Annotated in this window: 23 protein-coding genes and 2 pseudogenes; 16 read left to right on the top strand and 9 right to left on the bottom strand. The window is 55.2% G+C overall.

Annotation, left to right across the window (positions count from 1 at the left end; translation table 11 throughout):
* Window positions 1–156: 156 nt before the first annotated feature.
* The 3 genes from F6R98_RS09015 to F6R98_RS09005 form a co-directional block, all read right to left on the bottom strand.
* Entirely contained in the window at window positions 157–1,503 is a 1,347-nt protein-coding gene (locus F6R98_RS09015; protein WP_153248735.1) for an LLM class flavin-dependent oxidoreductase, read from the bottom strand.
* A 114-nt stretch (window positions 1,504–1,617) separates the two neighbouring features.
* Complete coding sequence (locus F6R98_RS09010) at window positions 1,618–2,712, bottom strand: ABC transporter substrate-binding protein (RefSeq protein WP_153248734.1); 1,095 nt, start codon at window positions 2,710–2,712, stop codon at window positions 1,618–1,620.
* A gap of 132 nt (window positions 2,713–2,844) precedes the next feature.
* The gene (locus F6R98_RS09005; RefSeq protein ID WP_228125185.1) at window positions 2,845–3,882 is read right to left on the bottom strand and encodes an ABC transporter substrate-binding protein; all 1,038 of its coding nucleotides are present in this window, start codon (window positions 3,880–3,882) and stop codon (window positions 2,845–2,847) included.
* Window positions 3,883–4,536: 654 nt separating this feature from the next.
* Between F6R98_RS09005 and F6R98_RS09000 the strand changes: the two genes are divergently transcribed.
* From F6R98_RS09000 to F6R98_RS08940, 13 genes and pseudogenes are all read left to right on the top strand, one after another.
* Window positions 4,537–5,319, top strand: a complete 783-nt coding sequence (locus tag F6R98_RS09000; protein ID WP_153248732.1) for an ABC transporter permease — start codon at window positions 4,537–4,539, stop codon at window positions 5,317–5,319.
* Between the two features lie 10 nt (window positions 5,320–5,329).
* Window positions 5,330–6,124, top strand: coding sequence for an ABC transporter permease (locus tag F6R98_RS08995; RefSeq protein WP_153248731.1), 795 nt, complete (start codon window positions 5,330–5,332; stop codon window positions 6,122–6,124).
* 31 nt (window positions 6,125–6,155) lie between these two features.
* Entirely contained in the window at window positions 6,156–7,019 is an 864-nt protein-coding gene (locus F6R98_RS08990; RefSeq protein ID WP_153248730.1) for an ABC transporter ATP-binding protein, read from the top strand.
* Window positions 7,020–7,021: 2 nt separating this feature from the next.
* Window positions 7,022–8,812, top strand: a complete 1,791-nt coding sequence (locus F6R98_RS08985) for an ABC transporter ATP-binding protein (protein WP_153248729.1) — start codon at window positions 7,022–7,024, stop codon at window positions 8,810–8,812.
* A gap of 110 nt (window positions 8,813–8,922) precedes the next feature.
* Entirely contained in the window at window positions 8,923–10,776 is a 1,854-nt protein-coding gene (locus tag F6R98_RS08980; protein ID WP_153248728.1) for an ABC transporter ATP-binding protein, read from the top strand.
* A gap of 251 nt (window positions 10,777–11,027) precedes the next feature.
* Window positions 11,028–12,107 carry an ABC transporter substrate-binding protein gene (locus tag F6R98_RS08975; RefSeq protein ID WP_153248727.1) on the top strand — a complete coding sequence of 360 codons (1,080 nt, stop codon included), beginning with the start codon at window positions 11,028–11,030 and terminating at the stop codon, window positions 12,105–12,107.
* Between the two features lie 52 nt (window positions 12,108–12,159).
* Window positions 12,160–12,669 carry a GNAT family N-acetyltransferase gene (locus F6R98_RS08970; protein WP_153248726.1) on the top strand — a complete coding sequence of 170 codons (510 nt, stop codon included), beginning with the start codon at window positions 12,160–12,162 and terminating at the stop codon, window positions 12,667–12,669.
* An 85-nt stretch (window positions 12,670–12,754) separates the two neighbouring features.
* Entirely contained in the window at window positions 12,755–13,480 is a 726-nt protein-coding gene (locus F6R98_RS08965) for a class I SAM-dependent methyltransferase (RefSeq protein WP_194270205.1), read from the top strand.
* A 497-nt stretch (window positions 13,481–13,977) separates the two neighbouring features.
* Window positions 13,978–14,109: pseudogene (locus F6R98_RS08960) on the top strand (IS110 family transposase); the annotation flags it as partial.
* A 62-nt stretch (window positions 14,110–14,171) separates the two neighbouring features.
* On the top strand, window positions 14,172–14,489 hold the full coding sequence (locus F6R98_RS08955) for a transposase (RefSeq protein WP_153247700.1): 318 nt from the start codon (window positions 14,172–14,174) through the stop codon (window positions 14,487–14,489).
* Window positions 14,486–15,355, top strand: a complete 870-nt coding sequence (locus F6R98_RS08950; protein WP_153247699.1) for an IS3 family transposase — start codon at window positions 14,486–14,488, stop codon at window positions 15,353–15,355. Before F6R98_RS08955 ends, F6R98_RS08950 begins: the two co-directional genes overlap by 4 nt.
* A gap of 26 nt (window positions 15,356–15,381) precedes the next feature.
* Window positions 15,382–16,296: pseudogene (locus F6R98_RS08945) on the top strand (IS110 family RNA-guided transposase); the annotation flags it as partial.
* A 677-nt stretch (window positions 16,297–16,973) separates the two neighbouring features.
* The gene (locus F6R98_RS08940; protein WP_153248724.1) at window positions 16,974–17,366 is read left to right on the top strand and encodes an RICIN domain-containing protein; all 393 of its coding nucleotides are present in this window, start codon (window positions 16,974–16,976) and stop codon (window positions 17,364–17,366) included.
* 452 nt (window positions 17,367–17,818) lie between these two features.
* Here F6R98_RS08940 and F6R98_RS08935 read toward each other — a convergent pair whose 3' ends face one another.
* Window positions 17,819–18,043, bottom strand: a complete 225-nt coding sequence (locus F6R98_RS08935; protein WP_153248723.1) for a GNAT family N-acetyltransferase — start codon at window positions 18,041–18,043, stop codon at window positions 17,819–17,821.
* A gap of 21 nt (window positions 18,044–18,064) precedes the next feature.
* Window positions 18,065–18,361, bottom strand: coding sequence for a GNAT family N-acetyltransferase (locus F6R98_RS08930; protein WP_194270204.1), 297 nt, complete (start codon window positions 18,359–18,361; stop codon window positions 18,065–18,067).
* Window positions 18,362–18,403: 42 nt separating this feature from the next.
* Between F6R98_RS08930 and F6R98_RS21585 the strand changes: the two genes are divergently transcribed.
* Entirely contained in the window at window positions 18,404–18,529 is a 126-nt protein-coding gene (locus F6R98_RS21585; protein ID WP_194270203.1) for a type II toxin-antitoxin system RelE/ParE family toxin, read from the top strand.
* Here F6R98_RS21585 and F6R98_RS22005 read toward each other — a convergent pair.
* The 4 genes from F6R98_RS22005 to F6R98_RS08915 form a co-directional block, all read right to left on the bottom strand.
* Window positions 18,523–18,897: a helix-turn-helix domain-containing protein gene (locus F6R98_RS22005; protein ID WP_228125184.1), complete on the bottom strand. Its 375-nt coding sequence runs from the start codon at window positions 18,895–18,897 to the stop codon at window positions 18,523–18,525. The genes F6R98_RS21585 and F6R98_RS22005 overlap by 7 nt on opposite strands.
* Window positions 18,898–19,000: 103 nt before the next feature.
* Entirely contained in the window at window positions 19,001–19,228 is a 228-nt protein-coding gene (locus F6R98_RS22000) for a recombinase family protein (RefSeq protein ID WP_228125183.1), read from the bottom strand.
* 335 nt (window positions 19,229–19,563) lie between these two features.
* Window positions 19,564–21,432, bottom strand: coding sequence for a family 2A encapsulin nanocompartment cargo protein cysteine desulfurase (locus F6R98_RS08920; RefSeq protein ID WP_153248721.1), 1,869 nt, complete (start codon window positions 21,430–21,432; stop codon window positions 19,564–19,566).
* The gene (locus F6R98_RS08915; protein ID WP_153248720.1) at window positions 21,419–22,336 is read right to left on the bottom strand and encodes a family 2A encapsulin nanocompartment shell protein; all 918 of its coding nucleotides are present in this window, start codon (window positions 22,334–22,336) and stop codon (window positions 21,419–21,421) included. The genes F6R98_RS08920 and F6R98_RS08915 overlap by 14 nt, the downstream gene beginning before the upstream one ends.
* A 472-nt stretch (window positions 22,337–22,808) precedes the next feature.
* Between F6R98_RS08915 and F6R98_RS08910 the strand changes: the two genes are divergently transcribed.
* Both F6R98_RS08910 and F6R98_RS08905 read left to right on the top strand, forming a co-directional pair.
* Complete coding sequence (locus tag F6R98_RS08910; RefSeq protein WP_153248719.1) at window positions 22,809–23,360, top strand: alpha/beta fold hydrolase; 552 nt, start codon at window positions 22,809–22,811, stop codon at window positions 23,358–23,360.
* Between the two features lie 24 nt (window positions 23,361–23,384).
* On the top strand, window positions 23,385–23,603 hold the full coding sequence (locus tag F6R98_RS08905) for a hypothetical protein (protein ID WP_153248718.1): 219 nt from the start codon (window positions 23,385–23,387) through the stop codon (window positions 23,601–23,603).
* Window positions 23,604–23,622: the final 19 nt, after the last annotated feature.

Raw genomic sequence — 23,622 nt, 5'->3', positions numbered from 1 at the left:
CTCCAGCCGCATTCGCGGCGCTACGCCCATGAACGGAATCAATGTGTTGCCGTTCGTCCTGAGCTTGTCGAAAGACTTTATCAGCGTCTCCCGAGAGGGATAACGCCGCCGATGGCGATGTTATCCCTCTCGGGGAAGATTTGGACGAGGTACGACTTAAGCGGCCTTCGCCGCTTTCCGCTGTAAATGCTGATTGGGAGGGCGCTTGAACCCCAGGTTCTCGCGCAAGGTCCTGCCCTCGTACTCGGTGCGGAAGATGCCGCGCTTTTGCAACTCAGGCACGACCAGGTTAACGAAATCCTCCAGTGAGTCGGGCAGGAACGACGGCTTGAGATTGAACCCATCGGCTGCGCCGTTGACGAACCAGTCTTCGATCTGATCGGCAATATCAACCGGCGTACCCACCACGATACGGTGGCCCTGGACGATACTGAAACGCAGTATCAGTTCGCGAATACTCAGGTTTTCCCGGCGTGCGAGCGCGACGGCCTGACGCCAGCGGCCTACACCGTTGACCGGCTCGGGCAGATTTTCCGGCAGCGGGCCGTCCAGCGGATATTGGGACAAATCAATGCCAAACAGCTGCCGTCTTCCATCAAGATCGTAAGAGTCCCGGTAAGACTGGTACTTCTCCTCGGCCTCCTGGCGCGAGGAACCGATATGGTAAAACAGGCCGGGGATGACGCGCAGATCGTCCTGTTCGCGCCCGAATTTGGCAAGACGCCCTTTCACATCGTCGTAATAGGCTTTCGCTTCTTCGATGGTTTGCGCGGCGGCGTAAATCAGCTCGGCATGCCGGGCGGCGAACTCGCGTCCGGTCTCGGAGTTGCCTGCCTGGAAAAACACCGGATAACCCTGAATGGGCCTGGCGATATCGAGCAGGGTGTCCACGCCGAAATGTTTGCCGTGGTGATGAATGGGATGAACGCTGTCCGAATCGAGAAACTCGCCGGTTTCCTTGTTCGGGTGATCGAAGGCGCCGTCGTCCCAGGTGTCCCAGAGCGACTTGGCCACTTCGATGAACTCAGCCGCCCGCTCGTAGCGGCCGGCGTGATCCAACGGGCTATCGACGCCGAAGCTCTTCGCCGCGCCATCGGACAGCGAGGACACCACATTCCAGCCTATCCGGCCGCCGGTCAGATGGTCGAGAGACGCAAAGCGGCGCGCGACATTGTAAGGCTCGTTGAAATTGGTGTTCACCGTCGCCACCAGCCCGATGTGCCTGGTAACCTGCGACAAGGCTGCAGTCAGGGTAAGAGGTTCGAAGCCGCCGCCGCGCGGATGGCGTCCGATCCTGTCGATGTTATCGCCGCTGTTGCCGACGAAGTCGGCGAAAAAAGCGATATCGAACTTGCCCCGCTCCAGCAGCCGGACCGTGTTCGCCCATTCGTTAAAGTCGGGATTGCCGCCGGCTTTGGTCTCGGAACGGCGCCAGGCGTTGGCATGAGTGCCGTACTGCTGTACAAAAGTCGATAAAATCAATTGCCGTTTTTTCTTGCTCATGTTTTTCTCCTGCCGGACCATGCCGGCAATTACGAGGACACGGGATAGGTTGAATGTCCATAGGCCTGCCCCTCCCAGGCTAATCGAAGCGCCCGGGAGGGTGGCCTATTCGCCTTACGCCGCTACCGGGTAGCTTTCCAGGCGTCTGCGCGCTTCTTCCAGCGGACGCGGGTCGATCCAGGCATCAAAATCGAAATCCCGGTCGAGTATGCCGTAGACCAACTGGAAGTTCTTCTGGAGGCGGAACAGCTCCACGCGCTCGGCGGATAAATCCGGCGCGAGGGTTTGATGGAAACCGTCGCGGTAGGCCGCCTGCAATCCTTCGCGGCTGGCGCCGATTTCCTTTTGCAGCAGATCATAGACGCCGTTGAGATTGGTCTTGGCCCATTCCGCGGCGCGCAGGGTTTGATAGAGAAAGCGCACCAGCAGATCGAAATGGTTTTCGAGGAAATCTTCGTGTACGGTGATCGGGCGCGGCGTGCCGTTGTTGACGCGGAAGCGGCGCTCGGGCAGTTTGTCCAGATCGATGCCCGCCACCAGACCGTGCCGGCGCGCGCCGTCGGCGGCGGAAGCGCCTTTAACGTACAGACCATCCACTTCGCCGTTCAGCAACGGCTCCAGTCCCTCCCAGAAACCGCCAAGATTAGCGCCTCCGACGTCGCGGTTGACTTCAGGCTTGCCGTCGCCTACCTCCACCAGCTGCACATCGTCCAGGGTCAGGCCGACCGAGTTCAACGCGCCCTTGTATCCGTGCAGACTGCCATAACGGGCGATACTGCGGCCACGGCGGTTTTCGACAATGTCGATAGCCTTAAGCGCAGGCAGGGCCAGACGTTTGCCTTTCAAATCCTTCGGGGAACGAATATCGGAATCCGGGCGCACGATGATGGACTGGCCCTCATCGATCCAGGTCAGACCTATCAAGCGCGTCCTGGCGCCTTGGGCCCTGGCCGGAATCGCAAACAGATTGCCGCCTTCGCGGATCAGGTTGGTCAATCGGTGGTCGTAGTGGTTATGGCGCTGGGCTTCGTTGCCGGCCTCCTGCAGGGTGCGCAGGGTAATGCCGTCGGCCTTGAATTCATCATCCAGCCAGCCGAGCTGGTAGGCCAGACCGGTGGCGGTCGGCACTCCGCCTCTGGCGTTGCCGGCGCAACGCGTGAACCAGATTGAGTCTATGCCGGCGTCTTTGGGTTTGCTTTGAGTCGTCATTTGTTTACCTTGAGTCTGAAAGTTTGTTTTAAAGTCTGGTAACTATTCAGCTACCGTTGTATATCTCCGTAGGAGCGGGAGACTGAATAGTTATAAAATTTGTTGCATCCGCTTATTTATCCAACAGCGCACTCAGGCGGCGGCCTTGAGCTGCCCGTCCAGAAGCCGGCGCGCTTCTTCCAACGGACGCCGATCGATCCAGGCATCGAAATCGAAATCGCGATCGAGGATGCCGTGTACGAGCTGGAAGTTTTTCTGCCGGCGGAACAGTTCCACGCGTTCGGCGGACAAATCAGGCGCCAGCGTCAGGTGAAAACCGTCGCGATAGGCCGCCGCCACGCCTTCGCTGCTGGCGCGGGCCTCGCCCTGCAATATTTCCTGCACGGCGGCCAGATTGGTTTTGGCCCACTCGGCGGCGCGCAGGGTCTGGTACAGAAAACGCACCAGCAAATCGAAATGTTTTTCGATCAGATCGTCATGAACGGTGATAGGCCGCGGCGTGCCGTTATTGACGCGGAAGCGGCGCTCAGGCAGCTTGTCCAGATCGATTCCGACCACCGCGCCGTGCAGCCGCGCCGCATCCACCGAAGAAGCGCCTTTGACATAAATGGCGTCCACTTCGCCGTTAATCAGCGGCTCCAGTCCTCCCCACAGACTACCGAGATTTTCTCTGCTGTCTCCCGAGACTTGCCGCTCGCTGCCGACTTCCACCAGACGCACATCGTCCAGGGTCAGTCCGGACGAAGCCAGCGCACCCTTGTAACCGGCCAGGCTCATGCCGCGGGCGATACTGCGTCCGCGGCGATTATCGAGCAGATCCGCTGCGCGGAAGGCCGGCAGAGCCAAACGCTTGCCCTTCAGCTGTTCCGGCGAACGGATGGTCGAATCCGGACGCACGAGTATGGCCTGCGCCTCGTCGATCCAGGTCAGGCCGACCAGCCGGCTGGGAGCGCCCTGGGCCCTGGCAGGGATCGCCAGCAGGTTGCCGCCCTCTCGAACCAGGGTGGTCAATTGATGATCGTAATGGTGACGGGCCAATTCCCCGCCGACTTCCTGCAGGGTTTTGACGGCAATGCCGTCGGGTCTGAACTCATCGTCCAGCCAGCCTAATTTGTAGGCCAGACCGGTGGAGGTCGGAACCGGACAGCGGGTGAACCAAATAGTATCCACGCCTGGGTTTCCAGGCGTCCTGTTTGAACTTGCAGTCATGTGTTTGCCTTTTGTTGGGTTGAGAGAGGATAGACGAAGGCGCTTATCAGGCCACCAAAACAGTGGGGAATTCGATCAACGGCTACGCCCGAGAGAAATCTGCTCCTTTCGAAGCGCCTCGGCGGAGGAAAGGCTAGGGAAAAGACAAACAGCATATTGCCCAGTCCACCCCGCCAAAAACAAAGGAAGCGACAAAGAATTATTCATGATGCTTTCCAAATTAAGAGTTTGCATTCGGTTTTTTCGTGATGTGCATAGTCCATGCCATAGTATCCGGCAGTCTATGAAACCGGGTGACGGCTTTACCCTGTTTATCAATCGAGCCCCGAAACAGGAATAATTGCTGGCTCGTCAACAGACCTCCAGCACACTGGGTTACTGGGTAGCTGCAAGACTTGTTGGGATTTCAGCAGTGCAACAACACCCATGTTGATCAGCAAACATTTGCCCATCACCCAAAGGCGCACCTGCGGTTAACTTTCGCAGGCTAATGCCGACGGCAGCTGGCTCAGAGCCTCTGCAACTCCGCAGCCATCGGCTTTCGATTTTCTATCCCTAATAAATGGCATTGTTTGTGCTTAATTCAGTGCATACGACGCAAAGCGAAAACTCCCCATGAATGCGATTTCCATCCCCAGAAAGTTTCCGGTTGTGCTTGACGGCCTCATCGTATTGGCCGCGCCGGTAAGTTTGGTTCTACTTTGGATACTGCTCAGCAGCGCAGAATGGATTCCGGAACAATTATTGGTTTCGCCGTTGAAAGTCATTGAGGCGCTGGGCGAGCTGACTGAAAGTGGAGAACTGGCGGAACATTTGCGCAAAAGCCTGTATCGCCTGACCCTGGGATTTTTTACCGGCGCAGGCCTTGGCCTGATTTTCGGCGTATTGCAGGGACTGTTCAAAACGGTCGAAGATTATTGCGCGCCGCTTTTCAATGCGGTGCGCCAGGTGCCGTCCATCGCGTTCATTCCTATGCTGATACTGATATTCGGCATCGAGGAAACCTTCAAAATCATCATTGTCGCCAAGGCGGCATTCTTCCCGGTCGCGCTGGCGAGCTACGACAGCGTCAAATGGCTGCCGAAACAGTATTTCGAAGTGGCGAAAATCTATCAATGTCCGGTATGGCCGTTAATAAGAAACATCGTGATACCCGCCACCGTTCCGCAAATACTGACCGGCCTGCGCCTGAGCCTGAGCCGTTCGTGGATGGTACTGGTTGCCGCCGAACTGATGGCCGCCGATTCGGGCATCGGACAGATGATGGAATGGGGGCGGCAAATGTTTCGCATGGACATCGTCGTGGTTGGCGTATTTATCACCGGACTTATCGGTTTTTCATTGGATCGCGGCTTCCAGTGGGTCGAAAGCCGTCTGGTGCGCTGGAAAAAAAACTGAGACCGTATACATGGAAAGACAGTCGGACATTTCAATTCGCCGCTTTTCGGCTATCGCCAAACCAGTGAAAGGCTGGATTTTACCTGTTGCCTTACTTGTGGCATGGGAGTTGGCATCGAAGCAAAGCAACGCCTACGCCCAGGCATTCGTGCCGCTGGAAAAAATCGGCGCCAGTCTGCTCGAAGTCGTATTCAGCGGGGAGCTGTTCACCAGTTTGCTGGCCAGTCTGGGCACGGCTACTACCGGATTGCTGGTCGGCGGCGCAGCCGGGTTGTCGGTAGGTTCGCTGATGGGACTTTACCCGCCCGCCGACAAGCTGATAGGGCCGGTGTTTCATGCCGTAAGGCAGGTTCCGTTGCTCGGCTGGATTCCGCTGATAGGCCTATGGTTCGGCAACGGAAGCCTGGCCAAAACCCTGGTCGTTTGCCTGGGGGCGTTTTATCCGATGGTGTTGAACACCTATGAAGGACTGCGCAACGTCGAAAAAAACCATTTGGAAGCGGGCGAGGTTCTGGGCGTCAGCCGTTGGCAATCATACCGCTATATTTTGATACCGGGCGCATTGCCGTTCATTTTCACCGGCGTTTTCCACGCATTGGCGTTTTCCTGGATATCGACCGTAGGCAGCGAACTGCTCTTCAGCGCGGGTCCGGGACTGGGAGGGCTGATGCAGACAGCGCAAATGGCCGCCAGAATGGATATTGTGATCATCTGCGTCGCCAGTATCGGCGTCACCGGTCTATTAATGAATTTTGTCTTCACCGGGTTCAGCCGCCGGCTGCTTCGCTGGCGCGCCACCCGTTAATCACTTTGCAATTCCACATATAAAGATATTGATGAGCAATCTTATCCACCACAATTTCAACCGCTCAGGGAAGTCCGCATCCGGCGAATTGAGCATCCAGTCGCTCCACAAACAATACCGACTGGAAAGAAAAAACCTGAACGTGCTGCAGGATATTAATCTGAATATCCTTCCCGGTGAGTTTGTCAGCATCGTCGGGCCCAGCGGCTGCGGTAAATCCACCATACTGCGGCTGATCGTGGGACTCGATGCGGACTTTCAGGGCAGGATATTGCTCGACGGCAAGCCGATAAAATCCAGCAGCACGGAACGGGGCATCGTGTTTCAGGATCACCGCTTGTTCCCGTGGATGACGGTCGAGGCAAACATTGCCTTCGCCTTGATAAACAGCAATCTTTCTCCTGAAGAAAAGCGCGATATCGTCTCCCGGAATATAGAACGGGTGAACCTGGGCGGTTTCGAAAACGCCTACCCGCATCAACTGTCCGGCGGCATGGCCCAGCGCGCCGCCATTGCCCGCGCCCTGGTCAACGAACCGAAAATTCTGATGCTCGACGAGCCGCTGGGCGCGTTGGACGCATTAACCCGCTTGTATCTGCAGGCGGAATTGCAGCGCATCTGGATAGAGCAGCGCAGCACCATGATCATGGTGACCCACGATGTGGAGGAAGCGCTGTTCCTCGGCGACCGCGTGGTGGTGATGCAGGCCAACCCCGGACGCATCAAGCGCGTGGCGCCGGTGCCGCTCGACCATCCCCGCGATCGCACCTCGCCTCTTTTCCATCGCCTCAAGGACGAGATACTGGCCGATCTGATCGACGCCGAAGCAAATACTCAAAATTTCTGCTCCGCAAGACCGGCTTCGACCGGCTGCGAACGCAGATTGCGAAACTGACCATGAACAACATCAAGAACAACACCAACCCTTTGTTGCGCTGCCTGGGCATCTACCGGGAAATGCCCAAACGCTTTTGCCTGACCGTGTTCCTGTTCACCGTGCTGAACCTGAGCTTTTCCGGTCAGCAATGGCTGATAGGCCGCGCCGTCGATGACGTCCAGCGCGGCGTGGCCGTAGTAAAGCTGGCCGACGATAATACGCTCGATTTCACCGTTGCGCTGCACTGGCTGGCAATTCTGGCCGCTGTAGCCCTGGTTCGCGGCATAGTGCAATACGCCGCGAGCGTGCTGGCCCTCATCATCGGCCAGGAACTGCTTTCCACCTTGCGCGAACGCATACTCGCGCAAGTGCAACGGCTGGACCTTGGGTACCACTGGCAACACGGCATGGGCGAAATGGTGACCCGCACTACCCGCGATTCCGACAAAGTCCGCGACGCCCTGGTGAGCTTCTGGCGGCAAGTATTCGATACCGCATTGGTCATTGCCGCCTCCATCGGCTTGTTGTGCTGGTACGACATCAACCTTGGCTTGGTTCCTCTGGCCCTGATGCTGCTGGGAATTTTCATTTTCGTGGCGCAGACGGACCGGCTGGTGGTGCTGGACCGTACCGTGGGAGACGCATACGACCGCGTCAATCAGAATTTGTCCGAGGGCATCAACGGCGTGCGCGTAATCAAGGCTTTCGCAATCGAACCGGCCCGCGTCGAACAATTCAGCGAACAGGTCGGGATTTTTGCCGAACAGGCCCGCGTCGCCCTGGCTTATTCGTCTTCGCGCATTCCTTTTCCGCAACTGGTCGTCGCACTGGGGCATGTATGGGTTCTGCTCTACGGCGCGGAACTGGTGTCCATGGGTAAACTCAGCCTCGGTGAGCTGGTAACTTCCTTGCTGACGGCGACGACCCTGGTTTTCCGCGTCGAAGGCATAGGCCGCGTCATGCAGACTTTCGCCGACGCCCGCTCCTCGGCGGCGCGCATATGGGAACTGCTCGACGCGCAACCGGCCTTCGTGACCGGCGAGCGCCCCTTGCCCAGGGAGCCGCTGGGCCTGAAGCTGACCGACGTCAGCGTAGCCGCCCCCGGCGGCGGAGGCGATATTCTGCACGGCTGCTCATTGACCGTACAACCCGGCGAAGTGGTGGCTATTGTGGGCGTCACCGGTTCGGGAAAGAGCACGCTGGCCGGCCTGTTCGCGCGTCTGCTGGATGTCGATGAAGGGATGCTGGCGGTAGGTTCGGACAAGACCGGCTGGCGCGACGTGCGCCGCGTCGACCTGGGAGAATTGCGCAAGCGGGTTCATGTGGCGCCGCAGGAAAGTTTTTTGTTTTCGGACACGCTGGCCGCCAACCTGAGGCTGGCGAAGCCCGGCGCCGGCGAGGGAGAGCTGCGTGCGGCCTTGCGCCTGGCTGCGGCGGAAGAAGTGCTGGAAGGCTTGCCGCACGGCCTGGATACCCGCTTCGGCGACCGCGGCGTGACATTATCCGGCGGCCAGCGGCAACGGGTTTGTCTGGCCCGCGCGCTGCTGGGAAAACCTGACATTCTGATCCTGGACGACGCCACCAGCGCGCTCGATGCAGTGACCGAACGCTTTATCCTGAACAATATTCGCAACCTGAAGCGGGCGGACGGAAACGGCACGACCCTGATCATCATCGCCAGCAAGCTGTCCACGATACTGCTGGCCGACCGGGTGCTGATGCTGGGCAATGGACGCATCGTCGCCGAGGGTACTCATGACGATCTGGCCGACACGAACGCGGAATATCGCGACTTGTTAGGCCTGGATTAGAACCCGGGCAACCCGGATAAAGCGCAACGGTTTCAGGACGTTTGGAGACACGCTTTCCCCGTATTCAGCCACGCTGCATACGGACTACGATAACTTATCAGGCTTTGAAAATGGCTAAAAATATACGCACCAAAGTCCTCAGCGACATCGAGATGGAGGAAGTCTTCGCCAGGAAGTCGCTCAATCGCGGCATGTTCTCGCGGCTGCTGCCGCTGCTGAAACCGGTACGCAACCGTGTCATTGCAGTAATAGGCATTCAATTCCTGCTGGTGGGCGCGATTTTTTTACGCCCATTGCTGATCCGGCAATTGATCGACCGCGGCTTGCAGCTCCAGGGCGGAGCATGGCGCGTGGATTACGAATACGTGCAGTGGCTGGCGGCGGCCATGGCGTTAACCTGGGCTGCGCGGTTTCTGTTGGCCGGCCTGTCGCAATACCTGGCGGGTTCGGCGGCCATCCGCATTATCAACGACTTGCGCATTCGTGTTTTCAGCCATGTGCAAAGTCTGAGCGTCCGCTATTTCGACCGCACCAAGGCGGGCCGTATCATTTCACGCGCGGATCGCGACGTGGACAGCTTGGAACCCTTGCTGATACAGGGGCCGCCCGAACTGCTGTCGGCGCTGTTGCGCTGCCTGGTGTCGTCCGTGCTGCTGTGGATGATTTCTCCGCTGTTCTTTCTCAGTCTGGCGAGCGTCGTGCCGTTTCTGCTGGCGGGGACCTGGGCTTTCAAACAAATATCGCAGCGCAATTGGGCTATCGTGGCCGAGAACCGCAGCCGTTTCACCGCGCACCTGGTGGAAACCGTATCCGGCGTCAGGCTGCTGCAACAAACGGTGCAGGAAGAACCCAACCGCAAACACTACCGGGGACTGGTAAACGAATTCAACTGGTCGCTGGTGCGCGGTAACGTGCGCTCTGGCTGGTTCCTGCCGTTCACCGGCCTGCTCACCACCGTCGGCATGGCGCTGCTGCTGCTCACCGGCGGGCGAGGCATTGCGCTGGGCGAAATCAGCTTCGGTCAAATCACCGAAAGCCTGTTCTACGTATTCATGTTCCTCGGGCCGCTGCAGGAGTTGAACGACTTGTTCGAGCGCTACGCCACCGGAGCGGCTTCGGCGCAGCGTATTTTCCTGCTGCTAGACACCGAGGCGGAAATCGTCGATCGGGACGACGCAGTGCATCTGCCTTCCGTGCGCGGCGAAGTAACTTTCCAGGGCGTGCGCTTCGCTTACGATCCTGCGGCGCTCAAACCGGTGATCCGCGACCTGGATCTGCATGTTCATGCAGGAGAAGTACTCGCCATCGTCGGGCCGACCGGACACGGCAAAAGTACCCTGGTGCAATTGCTGACCCGCTTCTACGAGGCGCATCACGGATCGGTCAGCATAGACGGTCTGGACGTGCGCGAGTTTGCGCAGAGCAACCTGCGCCGTCACGTGGGCGTGGTGCTGCAGGACAATGTGCTGTTCAGCGGCAGCATCCTCGATAACCTGCGTCTGGCCGCACCGGATGCAAGCGACGAGGAACTGATCGCCGCAGCACGGGAATTGGGCGCGGATGAAGTTCTGGAGCGGCTGCCTCACAACTATTACACGGAAGTAGGCCCTTTGGGCGCGCACTTGAGCCACGGGCAACGGCAGCTGGTGTGCCTGGTGCGCGCCTATCTGGCCGATCCGGGCATCCTGGTGCTGGACGAGGCCACCTCGGCGGTCGACATACACACCGAGCGCCGCATCCAGAAAGCCTTGCGCAGGCTGTGCGAAGGCCGCACCGCCATCATCATCGCCCACCGCCTGGCCACCATCCGCGACGCAGACCGGATCGCTGTGATCAAGCATGGACAGATGGTGGAAATCGGCCATCACCGGACGCTGATCAAAGCCGGAGGAGAATATGCCAAGCTTTACCGGGCCTATGAAGAAAGTCTGTTCGGCGAGTATGCCCTGGCCAAAGCGAGCTGAAGCTGGCCCCCTGCCCTGCCTCGCCAAGGATATGGTTAAAAATAACCTCCCGATATGGTATCCGGGATTTTTTGTGGATGCGCCATGCTTATCCACCCTACTTGATGACGCCTGCCTGTCGCAGGGCGGATAAGCGCCGGCGCATCCGCCGGACAGTGTTCCGGCACAGATGGGCGTGGGAAATTACTGTCGACCGAATCCTAAGCGAACCAAACCCTGTTAAAACCGAATAAACCCAATGGAATATAATCATGCTCTCGATAAAAAACGCTGTTAACCACGCCCGCGTGCCGGCTCTGGTTGCAATTTTTCTTAGCCTGCTTTTACCGCATACGGCGGCTTACTCTTTTGAAAAACCCGAGGTGGTCAGGATAGCCGCTATCGCCACCAACCAGGGCGGAAAAAATGTCGTCAGCGGAGGTCAGTCGGCAGCCATAGCCGCCAATGGCTGGCTGGAAGATGAGCTGAAAAAAATCGGCGTCAAATTCGAGTGGTACCCTGTATCCGCAGCGGTCGGCGGCCCCTTGTTCAACGAGGCATTGGCCAACCGTAGCGCCGACTTTGCCAACTACGGAGATTTTCCCGCGCTGATCGCCAAGGCCGGCGGAATCGACATCAAGTTGATTGTGCCTTCAGGACACGGCACCAACTCTTACCTGATAACGGCGGCCAACTCGCCCGCCCAGTCCATCAAAGACCTGAAAGGCAAACGCATCGCGATACACAGGGGACGGCCGCTGGAGTTGGCGTTCAGCAAGCTGGTCAGTTCCAACGGTCTTAAATACAAGGATTTCAAAATCTACAACGTCAACTCCCAGGCCGGCGCTGCCGCCTTGGCCGCCGGGGATGTAGACGCGCTGTTCACCGGGAGCGATGCATTTCAGCTGCAGGACAACGGCGTCGGCAAGATCATCTGGACATCCAAGGGTACCCCCTGGAAATGGCGCGCCGAATTATTCGTGCGCAAGGAGTTTGCCGACAAATACCCGGAGGTAACGCAAATCGTCGCCAACGCCTATGTCAAAGCGTCTTATTGGGCGTCTCAAGAGGAAAACCGCAAGGAAGTAATACGTTACGCCACGCTGCTGGGTACGCCGGAAAACGTGGTTTTACGCGATTATGAAGGAGACGGGGACAACTGGAAGGACCGTTTTTCGCCGTTGTTCGATCCCCTGACCGTAGAGCATTACCGCGAAGCAGCCGAATTTACCCTGGCTGAAAAATTAATCTCCAGAAAAGTCGATGTGAAGGATTTGATCGACACCCGTTTTCTGGATACTGCGTTGAAGGAGCAGAAGCTGGAAGCATATTGGACGCCCAGAACGAAGTAGCTGAATAATTATCAGGTGCTGTGAAAAATCATATACTTAAGCAAGTTGACCTATGAACATTAGAACTGCTGCTTTATCTGACGCTCGAGCGATAGCGCAGGTGCATGTCTACTCATGGCAGCAAGCATATCGTGGCTTGGTGCCTGACTCGTTTCTGGATCGGCTTTCAATAGATAAGCGCGAAGTAGCGTGGCAAAAATCCATTGCTCGCGGCACTCCAGAATTATGGGTGGCGGAATTAGGGCAAGAGATCGTGGGCTGGGTGGCATTCGGTCCATCTCGGGACGAAGATACACCTCCCTTCACTGAAGAAGTGGAAGCAATCTATGTTTTACCAACACATTGGGCGAACGGTATTGGACGCGCGCTCTGGCTCGTGGCTCGGCGGCGTCTTATAGATAGTAAGTTTACTGCTGTTACCTTATGGGTGCTGGCAGAAAACGAACGGGCAATACGATTCTATCGCGCTGCCGGGTTTTCATCCGGTCGTTGCTCAGAAAGGGTGTTCGAGCGTAATGGAAAGGCCTTGAGGGAGGTTCGCTATGAGGCCGTGCTTGGCTAACAATAATGAATGCTGACTCCCCGGGGCCAAGCTACGATCACTTTACGAGCCGCAAGGCGGCGTTGGTGAAATATTTTCCGCAAAAGTGGCTGACTACACGGCATCGCGCCCGGACTATCCGGCGACGCTGTTCGAAACGCTCCGCGTCGCAGGCAATCTTTGCGCCGATGCCACAGTAGCCGACATCGGTTCCGGCACCGGCTTACTTACGCGCGGATTCCTTCAACGCAGGTTCAGTGTCGTTGCCGTTGAACCGAACGCATTGATGAGAAGGGCCGCGGATCAATTACTCAATCAGTTTCAGGGCTATCGAAGTGTTGACGGCTGTGCGGAATCAATGCCTCTGGGAGCATCATCTATTGACTTGATTACCGCGGCGCAGGCATTCCATTGGTTCGAGATCGACAGGGCAAAGGCCGAGTGCATGCGCGTGCTTCGTCAAGATGGACAGGTTGCGCTGATCTGGAACGACCGGGTGCAGATCGATCCACTCCATGTCGCGCTGAACGAGCTATTTGCCAGGTATGGCGGAGCCAGGCGCGCCGCACTCGTGGCTCATGAGGAGCGCCGCAATGTTCTCAAGTTTTTTGGAGCCACTGTCCCGACAGAATTTTCCTGCCCGCATGAACATTTGTTGAACGAGAACGGACTGTTGAGCCTGGTATTTTCCAGGTCATTCATACCGGATAGAGATTCGCCATCCGGTTGTGAGATTGGTCATCTGGTTAGCAAGATATTTCATGACTTTGCAACCGATGGTTTGTTGGAGGTTCGATACACGACAGTCGCAATTATTGGCCGACCACAATAATCAGGCACCTATCTTCGGGAAAACCCAGACCGGACATCAAAAAAGGATACCGAGCGTTACAAGTGCAAAAACACCTGATCACAGGACGACCTCGGGCGAGGTACTTGTCGTGAAACAATACAGATATGCCGCTGACACAGTATGTATTGAATTTCCGGGCGGCGCTGGTGAAAAAGGCGCGCCTCCGCTTTCCTCGGCTTAACATGAACTTATTGAAGAAACCGGCGATGTCGCCAGAAACTGGACTCAAGTTGGCAAGTCATTCGTCAATCCGGCGAGACAGATCAACAAGGTTCACGTCTTCGCCGCACAAGATTTGTTTTTCGCTTCAGGTTTGGCCTTGAGCGTGGGTGGCCCAGAACGCTGATGCGGAGTACTTCGCATAACTAGTTTTCGCTCGTCGTTCATTTTAATGGAATGGTCGCCCCTCCCTAAACGGCATCGCATGTGCCAAAGTGGGCGTTCGTTTAGTCCACAAAACAGAAAGGGCGACGACCATGAACATTACTACAGTAGGCATTGATCTGGCAAAAAATGTATTCCAGGTGCATGGCGTTGATGAACGAGGTAAGGCGAGTTTGAAAAAACAGCTGAAACGTGCGCAATTGCTGCCGTTTTTTGCCAACCTGTAATGGTTTAATGAACCCGGACACTTCCAAAGGCAGAATTTATACTGTCAGCAGAGGTGAGCATGAAGACAAACGAGAAAAAACACAAGCGCCCCAAATACAGTCTGGAATTTAAGCAAGATGCCGCCCAGCTGGTTCTTGAAAAAGGCTACAGCCTGAACCAGGCTGCCGATCATTTGGGCATATCATTAAGTGCCCTGGGACGCTGGGTGCGGGCGGAACGCAAGCCTTCCGGCAATGAGTCTGCGACGAAAAAGCCAGGCTTGAATCTGGGGGATCACGATGAATTGATTCGTTTGCGCAAGGAAATTGAACAATTACGCATGGAGCGTGAAATCTTAAAAAAGGCCGCAGTCTTCTTTGCGAAAGAAGCCGAATAAAGTACGGGTTTATTCAGGCGCAACAGAAGACGTATCCAGTGACCGTGCTCTGCCGAGTGATGCAGGTGAGTAGCAGTGCATATTATGAGTGGTTAAAAGCCCCGCAGGACAGTGATAAGGATCAACAAGATCAAAAGCTTGCCGAGAAAGCGAGGCAGATTTTCATCGACAATAAACAGTGCTTTGGTTCGCGTCGTTTAGCGGATCGACTGCAAAAACAAGGTTTTGTCGTTGGGCGTTTTAAAACGCGGCGCATCATGCGAGATTTAAACTTGAAGGTGCGCTATCCCAGGCGAATTAAAGTCACTACCGATAGCAACCATAACGAGGCCATTTCGCCCAACCGCTTGGACCGGCAATTCCAGGTTGGCAAGCCCAATCAAGTATGGACGACAGATATCACCTACGTGTGGACCCTAGAAGGCTGGCTTTATGTCGCGGTGGTCATCGATCTGTTTTCCCGGCAAGTCGTGGGCTGGGCGATTGATGATCACATGCGGGCCTCGCTGTGCGTCAAGGCCTTGCAAATGGCCTTCTGGCGCCGCAAACCGCCACCCGGTCTGTTGCATCACTCGGATCGTGGCAGCCAGTATGCGAGCAGGGAATATCGCCGGCATTTAGACGTGATGAAGATGGAACAGAGTATGAGCCGCAAAGGGAACTGCTGGGACAACTCGCCGACCGAACGTTTTTTTCGCAGCTTGAAGCATGAGCAGCTCAACTACGAAAAATTCAAGACCCAAGCGGCGGCAAAACTGAGTGTGATCGATTATTTGGCTTTTTATAATGGCCTTCGACCACACTCAACATTGGGCTACCAGTCCCCACTCGAATTCGAGCGGGAATTTTATAGAAACGCTGCCTGAACAGGTGTCCGGTTTTTGTTGACCATTACAACCTTCCGTCGTGTTTAATCGGAATGGAAGCCTGCGGAAGTGCACATTACTGGGCCAGAAAGCTCAAGGAGCATGGACACACGGTCAAGTTAATGGCTCCACAATTCATCAAGCCTTATGTGAAGACGAACAAAAATGATGTTGCGGATGCCGAGGCGATTTGTGAGGCGGTGAGCAGACCAAACATGCGCTTCGTTCCTATCAAAGAGGGTGAGCAGCAAGCGGTGCTCGGTTTGCACCGGGCACGCCAGGGTTTCGTCAAGGCGCGAACGGCACAGGCCAATCAGATTCGAGGACTATTGGCCGAATACGGAATTGTTATACCCAAGGGTATTGGCTATATCGCCAGACGACTGCCGGAAATTCTGGAAGACGGCGATAATGAATTGCCGGATGCCTTTCGTCAGCTGATAGAGCGCTTGGGAACGCATCTCAAGGAGCTTGACCGGCAAGTTGATGAACTGGATGCCCAGATACAGGTGTGGCACAGAGGGAATGATGCCAGCAAGAAATTGGAGAAAATCCCCGGCATAGACCCGATCACAGCGAGCGCCTTGGTGGCCTCGATTGGCGACGCCAAAAACTTCGAGAATGGCCGACAACTGGCGGCGTGGCTGGGTCTTGTTCCTCGTCAAAATTCCAGCGGAGGAAAACAAACCCTGCGTGGCATCAGCAAGCGTGGCGACACCTACCTCCGAACGTTGTTGATCCACGGCGCGCGCGCCGTGATAAGGGTCTCGGAGCACAGGCTTGAGCAAGCCAATGGCTGGCTCACTCGGATAGTGGACAGGCGAAACAAGAATATCGCAACGGTGGCGCTGGCCAACAAGAATGCCCGCATTGTTTGGGCGCTGCTGGCACACGAAAGCGAATTTCAGCCAGATTACTCCGTGGCGGCAGTCGCTGTGTAATAGAACGGATTGATTTTAGATAAATTAAGCTTAAAGAAGAGGGTTAACTCCACCGATTGCACAGGCAATCATTGTTATGATGGCAAGACAGGTCAGACCGTGACCGAATAAACCTGAATGAGACAAGGCACGTTTGAGTGCGCCATTTTGTTGAGGATTCGGTCAGCGCATTCCATCAGGGACAGAGGCGACGGCCTCGATTAAGTCCGAATATATGGCAGCAATCTTTATCTGAAACCGCCTTCATCAAATGAACGCTTGGCAAAACCGGGGCGACCATATATGTCTCATGTTGGGGTGTGAAAGGGGCGCTACAACCCGCGCCGCGCCTGAGCCGCCCATTTTAACATGAGACAATTCGCCTCATTTTGTCTCGTATTTTGAACTTTCTATAGCAGAACTGTTTATTAAAAACAACCTGTCAAAGTTAACAGTTATACCGCTCATAATTTTTAATTATACTATAAGTGTACTTTTATAACTGTTGTGGAAACGCCTTTGTGCCGTCATATAGCCCCAATCAGGGCTTTGGAGAGGAGCCAAAACAATCTTCCACGCCAGTTATTATTTGGTATATATCTTGAAAAAAATCAGCGTTTCTTTCTGATGAGATTTTCTGATATTTAATGTCACTAAATTTATTTTAACCATTATTTCAATTTTACTTGGAGTGTATCATGAGTTTTACTGCCGCAGAACGTTACAAGTTTGTAAATAAGAATTCTGGGAACTTGCTTGCCGACAACTCAGGAAGTTTGGTGTTGTTTCAAGGAGCTGATTATCCTGATCAATATTGGTACATTCTGGATTTTGGAAGCAATGGATATAAATTAATGAACGCCTTTCATCTGGGTGCAGTAATAGCAGACAGCAATGACAAGCCAGCTGTGTTCTTAGGCACGGATTATCCTGATCAATATTGGGACATAATATCAGACGGTAATGGCGCATATAAATTTAGCAATAAATCACACTCTGGATCCGTTATCGCAGATAGCAATGGAAATTTAGTAATGTTTAAAGGAAATGATTACCCTGATCAACATTGGCTTATCGTTGCTTCCAATTAATACATTGATGATGTATGTAAATACCTGCAATAAAATAAAGATTGTGTCGCCATTTATTTGCGATCAATGAAATAGTTCGTCTTTCCTATTTTCTGATACAAATTGTGGCGTCTGATGTTCAAGGCCATAAAAAACCGCCATTTCTGGCGGTTTTTTTCGCTCAGCGCAGATTAGACAGATCGAATCCTTTTGTCTGATGTTTTCAGCTCATTGACAGCTTAGCCAACATTCTTGGCCTGCATAAGCCGCTCATTCAATTCCCATAACGCGGTATGCGAGACATGGCTATAACACGCAACCCCCCGCTTAGATAACTGGAAAGCCGTGAACTTAACACGGGCGGTAACTGCCCTTGCTCGATACGGCGGAATTCTATTTGCCCATAAAAACTTTCAAGATGCTCGTATGGCAGGCAAAAGCAAGGTTGTGTACCCATAAGCGTAGTGAGCTTCTCAAGCATCTAAACCTGCTCTTCTATGGTCTGGATGTACCTGCATCCCTCGAAGACACAAAAATCCCTCTTCTGGGCAGAGACGAACGACTCCAGCTATCTTATCGTGATTCCATGCGAGCAACACCAAGTCTTCGCTCGCGACAGGCTTGCCGCCATAACCACAAAAGTTGTAAAAACTCTGGACTGCATCCAGTTCATTGGGTTTTCCTAATGTGATGACCATCTTGCGTCCTAACGAAAAATCTCACCCGCGGAGCGTGGCGGAGTCCGGTGCAGCGTCCTGTTGGGCAGGTTTGTAATACCAGCCGGATTCACCATTATTGCTGCCTGCCGATATTGGGATACAACCACAGCGCTCAATCATGTTTTTGCTGTTGGTGTTTCGCTTAGCAATAAAAATTTTGAAATCTTCATTATCAATTATCTCGCTCGCATGGCGTAAAAGGCAGATACAAGCTTCAGATGCATAACCATTCCCCCAAAACGACTCTCGAAAGTAATAACCGAAATCCCATTTCCCATCATTTTTTTGAACCCACAAACGCCAATTAATTCGTCAGATTCTGTAAGTGGCACGGATCACATGCCTGATGACTACCGGGAATGGACAATTGACTTTGGCGATAGTGGCTATGTGGCGCGTTATCGCTTCGATGGTGAGGCTGTCACTATTCTGGCGGTATGCCACCAAAAGGAGATTGGCTACTGATCGGACAGGGGCATAGCTGCGCACACGAACTCTTGGGCAGTTCTCAGTTTGAATGCTATAAGATGAGCGCAGGAACCGGCCGTATTCAGAAAATCTTCCTGGCTATTTCCTCGCTGAAATCCTCGTCCACTTGCATTCTGCTCAATCCCGCCACCACCGAGATCTACCAGCGTGGTTAATTGATCGGGTGGTGGCGTCTGTTCCTTTTTCATGCTGTTATACAACGTAGCCCGGCAGAGCTTCAGCAGCTTGGCGACCGCTGCCGGACTCTCGCGACGGTCGAGCAATTCGCTGGCGTGTTTGCGTTGCTCTTCCGAAAGCGCCGGTTTGCGGCCCAGCTTCGCGCCACGTTGTTTTGCCGCCTTCAATCCGGCCTGAAGTGCGCTCGACGATCAATGCCTGCTCGAACTCGGCCAGCGCCGCCAGTATGTGCCCGATGAGCCGACCGGATGCGCTTTCGGTGTCTATGGCTTAGGTCAGGGATAAAAAGGCCACGCCCTGCTTTTGCAGCTCGGCCAGGACCGTGACCAGGTGCGGCAACGACCGGCCAAGGCGGTCTAGCTTCCAGACCACGAGCGTATCTCCTGCCCTCACAATCTCCAGGCAGCGGGTAAGCTCTGGCCGCTTGCTCAATGCGCCGGTTGCGGTGTCGGTACAGATATACTCGCAGTCCGCTTTTTTCAGTGCGGCGATCTGCAAACCTGCTTTTTGGTCGTCGGCAGAGACGCGTGCATAGCCCTATTCCATGGCTTATTGTTGGACAAATTTAATAGACTTTCAAGTCTTTGGTTTTGTTCTGTATAAAAATACCTTCTGTTTTTAGACAAGACCAGTATTTTGTCTGATCAATGTCAGTACATTGTGCTACCTGATTAGTAAGCTGCTTCAGCAGGATTTTCCGTTCATGGTTCGACAAGCTCTCCAGCCGCATTCGCGGCGCTACGCCCGCGAACGGAAAATCGGGACACTGATCAGTTACAAAAAAACACCGGTAAAACAGACTTGTTTTACCGGTGTGGGAACAGGAAACGATATCAACCCTGCAGGTTGAGGCCGCCCCCGCTGATTTTCAGCAGGGCGGAAACGAGTGCATCCACCTCTTCACGCGTGTTGTATAGCGCCAGCGAGGGGCGCACCGTGGTTTCCAGGCCAAAGCGCCGCAGGATAGGCTGTGCGCAGTGATGGCCTGAACGCACCGCTATTCCGGCGCGATTGAGTTCCGCGCCGATATCCTCCGTCCGGTATCCTTTCAGGATGAAGGACAGCACGCTCGCCTTGTCCGGCGCTGTGCCTATCAGCGTCAAACCCGGTACGGTATTGAGCCCCTGCGTGGCGTAAACCAGCAATTCATGCTCGTAACCTCCGGCATTTTCCACGCCTATTTTTTGCAGATATTCCAACGCGGCGCCCAGCCCGACGGCATCGGCTATGTTGCCGGTCCCGGCTTCGAAACGGTTGGGCGGATGCTGATAACGCGTCTGTTCGAAGGTGACGTCTTCGATCATGTTGCCGCCGCCCTGCCAGGGCTGAGTCGCTTCCAGCAACTCGGCCTTGCCGTAAACGGCGCCAATACCGGTCGGTCCGAACACTTTGTGTCCGGAGAATACAAACCAGTCACAGTCCAGCGCTTGCACGTCGGTAGCCATGTGAGCGACGGATTGCGCGCCGTCCACCAGTACGCGCGCACCGTAACGATGCGCCATTTCGACCATGTTCTTCGCCGGGGTCACCGTTCCCAGGGCGTTGGATACCTGGGTAAAGGACACCAGCCGGGTGCGCGGCCCGAGCAGGCGTTCGTATGCTTCGAGTATGACCTGACCGTTGTCGTCGACCGGGACTACACGCAAAATCGCTCCGGTTTCGGCACATAATTGCTGCCACGGTACGATGTTGGCGTGATGCTCCAGCCAGGTAATCACGATTTCGTCGTCCTTGACGAGATTCTGCCTGCCCCAGCTTTTGGCTATCAGGTTGATGCCTTCCGTGGTGCCGCGTACGAAGATGACCTCATCCGCGGAGCCGGCATTGATAAAGCTCCTGACTGTTTCCCGTGCGCCTTCGTAGGCGTCGGTCGCCCTTGCCGCCAGTTCATGCGCGGCGCGGTGGATGTTGGAGTTCTCATGCTGGTAGAAGTATGAGAGCCGGTCTATTACCACCTGCGGCTTTTGCGTGGTTGCCGCGTTGTCGAACCAGATCAGCGGCTTGCCGTTGACGCGCTCCTGCAGGATCGGGAAGTCGCGGCGCACGGCGTACACGTCGAAAGGCGGATGCGCCGACCCCGCAATCGGTCCATAAGCATCCCTGCCCTGCGGACTGAGTTGATCGACAAAGTAGAACGCCGCCGGAGACGCCGGCTGCGCCGGCGCTGAATACGGCAGCGCATACCCTGCCGGCGCCGGCGAAGTTAAATCCAGACCATGCAACGGATCGTTCCATTCCACGCCCGGCACGTCGAATCCGACGGGAACGATAATTGCGGCCGGCTCCGCTTTGGCCGGCAGCGCCTGCGCGAACGGTGCGCCGCTTACTTCGACACCGCTGGGACGACCGAGCTGCGCATGCTCCGCCACGCTGCCTTCGCTGCCGGGAACCTGGGAAAACAGCTGATTGGCCAGTTTCGCCAGTTCACACTCGGAGTACCGTCCCTGTGTTGCGGCTTCCGGCGGCACATAGGATTCAACCGGATCCAGCTCATTGGGTCGTACGGGGAGCGCCGGAGGCAGGCCGGCGCCGCCCGTTGAGCCGATGGAACGCCCCGCCTGCAAATGCTCGGCCATGCTGCCTTCGCTGCCGGGAACCTGGGAAAACAGCTGATTGGCCAGTTGCGCCAGTTCTTCGACGGAAGGAAGTCCAGCCGGTATGGCGTGGGTCAATGCGTCTATGCCGACATTACTTGTATTCATGATATTGGCCTACATCGACATTCTCGAGTACGGCAATAGCATCTTCAGTAAGCACTGCAAGCGAGCAATACAGCGAGATCAGGTAGGACGCGATCGCTTTGTGGTTGATCCCCATGAAACGCACCGACAGTCCGAGGCTTTGCTGACCCGGCAGGTTGGGCTGGTACAGGCCCACTACGCCCTGGCGGCTTTCGCCGGTGCGCAGCAACAGAATGTTGGTTTTGCCGTTGGTGACCGCCAGTTTGTTGCTTGGAATCAGCGGGATGCCTCTCCAGGTGACGAACTGCGAACCGAACAGGCTGACGGTGGGAGGCGGTACGCCGCGCCAGGTGCATTCGCGGCCGAAGGCGGCGATAGCCGATGGATGCGCCAGGAAGAACGCGGGCTCTTTCCAGACCAGGGACAGCAGTTCGTCCAGATCGTCCGGGGTCGGTGAGCCGGCGCGGGAGCTTATACGCTGGGCGGCTGCGATATTGTTCAGCAGGCCGTATTCCTTGTTGTTGATCAGCTCGCTTTCCTGACGTTCCTTGATGGTTTCGATGGTCAGGCGCAACTGTTCCTGGATCTGGTTGTGCGGCACGCTGTAGAGGTCGGACACCCGCGTATGCACATCCAGCACCGTGTTGACGGCGCTCAACATGTACTCGCGGCCCCATTCTTCGTAATCGACAAAGGTATTGGGCAGTTCACGCTCGTCGCGCCCGGAGCAATCCACCGTGACCCTGCTTTCGTTCTTGACCCGGTTGACGCGATAGATGCCCGCTTCAACAGGCACCCAGTGCATTAAATGAGTCAGCCAGCGCGGGGTTATCGCGGCATATTGGGGAACGGTCTTGGTGGCGTTCGCCAGGGTGCGCGCGGCAACATCGCCCAACGCGGTTTGGATCTCGTGTTTGTCAGTCATCTGTTATCTCCGTGGTAGTCCTGATTGATTATGAAAAGTCCACTCTCATGAGCTGGATAAGCTTTATATCCTGGATGCCAGCTCCCCCCATCAAAAAACGCTTGTTTTGCCTGCGCTACAACAAAAAGGCCGAAAGCCCTGAAGTTAAAAGCTTTCGGCCTCCGGTTATCCAGTCAGCACAATATCTATACATACATACAGCAACACTAATGCTGCTTACATCACTATTAACAGTTTATCAAATTTTTTTAGTTATATGCTAATAATATTTAGATATAAGTCACCATGAATGCTTAGCCCCTTCCCCGTAGTTGCCAAGTGGGGCTCAACGGCCGCCTCGCGTCCGAAACAGCCGATAAAGCATCCAAATTTATGGCTCGGTTTATGCTGTTTTCCGTTGCGCACCCTATATGCCAGCGCATCGGAACGATCGCAAATTTGATTGCCATCAAAGATAAAAAAAGGAGCTCACATGATGTTATTTACGCGTTACCTTCTACTATTCGCCGTCGTAACAGGCTTGACAATTAATGCGACGGTCTGTCTGGCTCTGGAGCCGGCCATTACCGGCGTAGTGCTGCTGCATGGCAAAGGCGCAGATCCCGAAAGCCTGCAGCCGCTGGGCGAAACGTTGAAAACGGCAGGCTTCAGCATAGAAGTTCCGTTATTACCGTGGTCGGGCAGCGCTAACTACAGCCAACCCTATCAAAAAGCGGTTAAGGAAATTGCCGGTGCCATATCCCGCTTGCGCGCACAAGGCGCACGCAGGATTGTGGTAGCCGGTCATAGTTTGGGCGGAAACGCAGCGCTCCGCTGGGCGACAACGGATGAAAGGCTTGCCGCGGCGGTTCTACTTGCCCCCGCACATTTCCCCGAGGGCGACACGGCATTAAAGCTGGCAGGTGAAAGCGTGACGAAGGCCAGAGAAATCCTACGCGCCAAAAGCGCAAACCAGACGTCGGATTTTGTCGAAGTTCCCAGCGGCAAAACCCTGCTATTGCCAGCCGCAGTCTATCTTTCCTAATACGACCCCACCGGACCTGCCGCGATGTCTCTGTTTGCACCGCGGGTAAAGACCAGACATATTGCCTGGTTCGCAGCAGCGAACAACGACCCCGCAACACAAAAATTTTCTGCGCTGGTTGTTGCCCATCTGCCCGCGACGGCCCACCTGGAACGCATCGACATTGATTCGGATCATGCCAATATAACGCGGGCGGCGGCAAATTCGGTTGTCGATTGGCTAAAAGCGCTACCGGGCGATTAACCGCTGAAACGAAAAATAC

Source organism: Candidatus Methylospira mobilis (assembly GCF_009498235.1).
GTDB classification, from domain to species: domain Bacteria; phylum Pseudomonadota; class Gammaproteobacteria; order Methylococcales; family Methylococcaceae; genus Methylospira; species Methylospira mobilis.
This window is presented reverse-complemented; position numbering and strand designations above follow the sequence as displayed.

Excerpts from the sequence above, each read along its gene's own strand:
- F6R98_RS09000 (WP_153248732.1), top strand. The coding sequence starts at position 4,537 with ATGAATGCGATTTCCATCCCCAGAAAGTTTCCGGTTGTGCTTGACGGC.
- F6R98_RS08915 (WP_153248720.1), bottom strand. The coding sequence starts at position 22,336 with ATGACTGACAAACACGAGATCCAAACCGCGTTGGGCGATGTTGCCGCG.
- F6R98_RS09010 (WP_153248734.1), bottom strand. The coding sequence starts at position 2,712 with ATGACGACTCAAAGCAAACCCAAAGACGCCGGCATAGACTCAATCTGG.
- F6R98_RS08910 (WP_153248719.1), top strand. The coding sequence starts at position 22,809 with ATGATGTTATTTACGCGTTACCTTCTACTATTCGCCGTCGTAACAGGC.
- F6R98_RS08920 (WP_153248721.1), bottom strand. The coding sequence starts at position 21,432 with ATGAATACAAGTAATGTCGGCATAGACGCATTGACCCACGCCATACCG.
- F6R98_RS08970 (WP_153248726.1), top strand. The coding sequence starts at position 12,160 with ATGAACATTAGAACTGCTGCTTTATCTGACGCTCGAGCGATAGCGCAG.
- F6R98_RS08990 (WP_153248730.1), top strand. The coding sequence starts at position 6,156 with ATGAGCAATCTTATCCACCACAATTTCAACCGCTCAGGGAAGTCCGCA.
- F6R98_RS08995 (WP_153248731.1), top strand. The coding sequence starts at position 5,330 with ATGGAAAGACAGTCGGACATTTCAATTCGCCGCTTTTCGGCTATCGCC.
- F6R98_RS08985 (WP_153248729.1), top strand. The coding sequence starts at position 7,022 with ATGAACAACATCAAGAACAACACCAACCCTTTGTTGCGCTGCCTGGGC.
- F6R98_RS08905 (WP_153248718.1), top strand. The coding sequence starts at position 23,385 with ATGTCTCTGTTTGCACCGCGGGTAAAGACCAGACATATTGCCTGGTTC.
- F6R98_RS21585 (WP_194270203.1), top strand. The coding sequence starts at position 18,404 with ATGCCTGATGACTACCGGGAATGGACAATTGACTTTGGCGATAGTGGC.
- F6R98_RS08975 (WP_153248727.1), top strand. The coding sequence starts at position 11,028 with ATGCTCTCGATAAAAAACGCTGTTAACCACGCCCGCGTGCCGGCTCTG.
- F6R98_RS08980 (WP_153248728.1), top strand. The coding sequence starts at position 8,923 with ATGGCTAAAAATATACGCACCAAAGTCCTCAGCGACATCGAGATGGAG.
- F6R98_RS08940 (WP_153248724.1), top strand. The coding sequence starts at position 16,974 with ATGAGTTTTACTGCCGCAGAACGTTACAAGTTTGTAAATAAGAATTCT.
- F6R98_RS08935 (WP_153248723.1), bottom strand. The coding sequence starts at position 18,043 with ATGGTCATCACATTAGGAAAACCCAATGAACTGGATGCAGTCCAGAGT.
- F6R98_RS08955 (WP_153247700.1), top strand. The coding sequence starts at position 14,172 with ATGAAGACAAACGAGAAAAAACACAAGCGCCCCAAATACAGTCTGGAA.
- F6R98_RS09015 (WP_153248735.1), bottom strand. The coding sequence starts at position 1,503 with ATGAGCAAGAAAAAACGGCAATTGATTTTATCGACTTTTGTACAGCAG.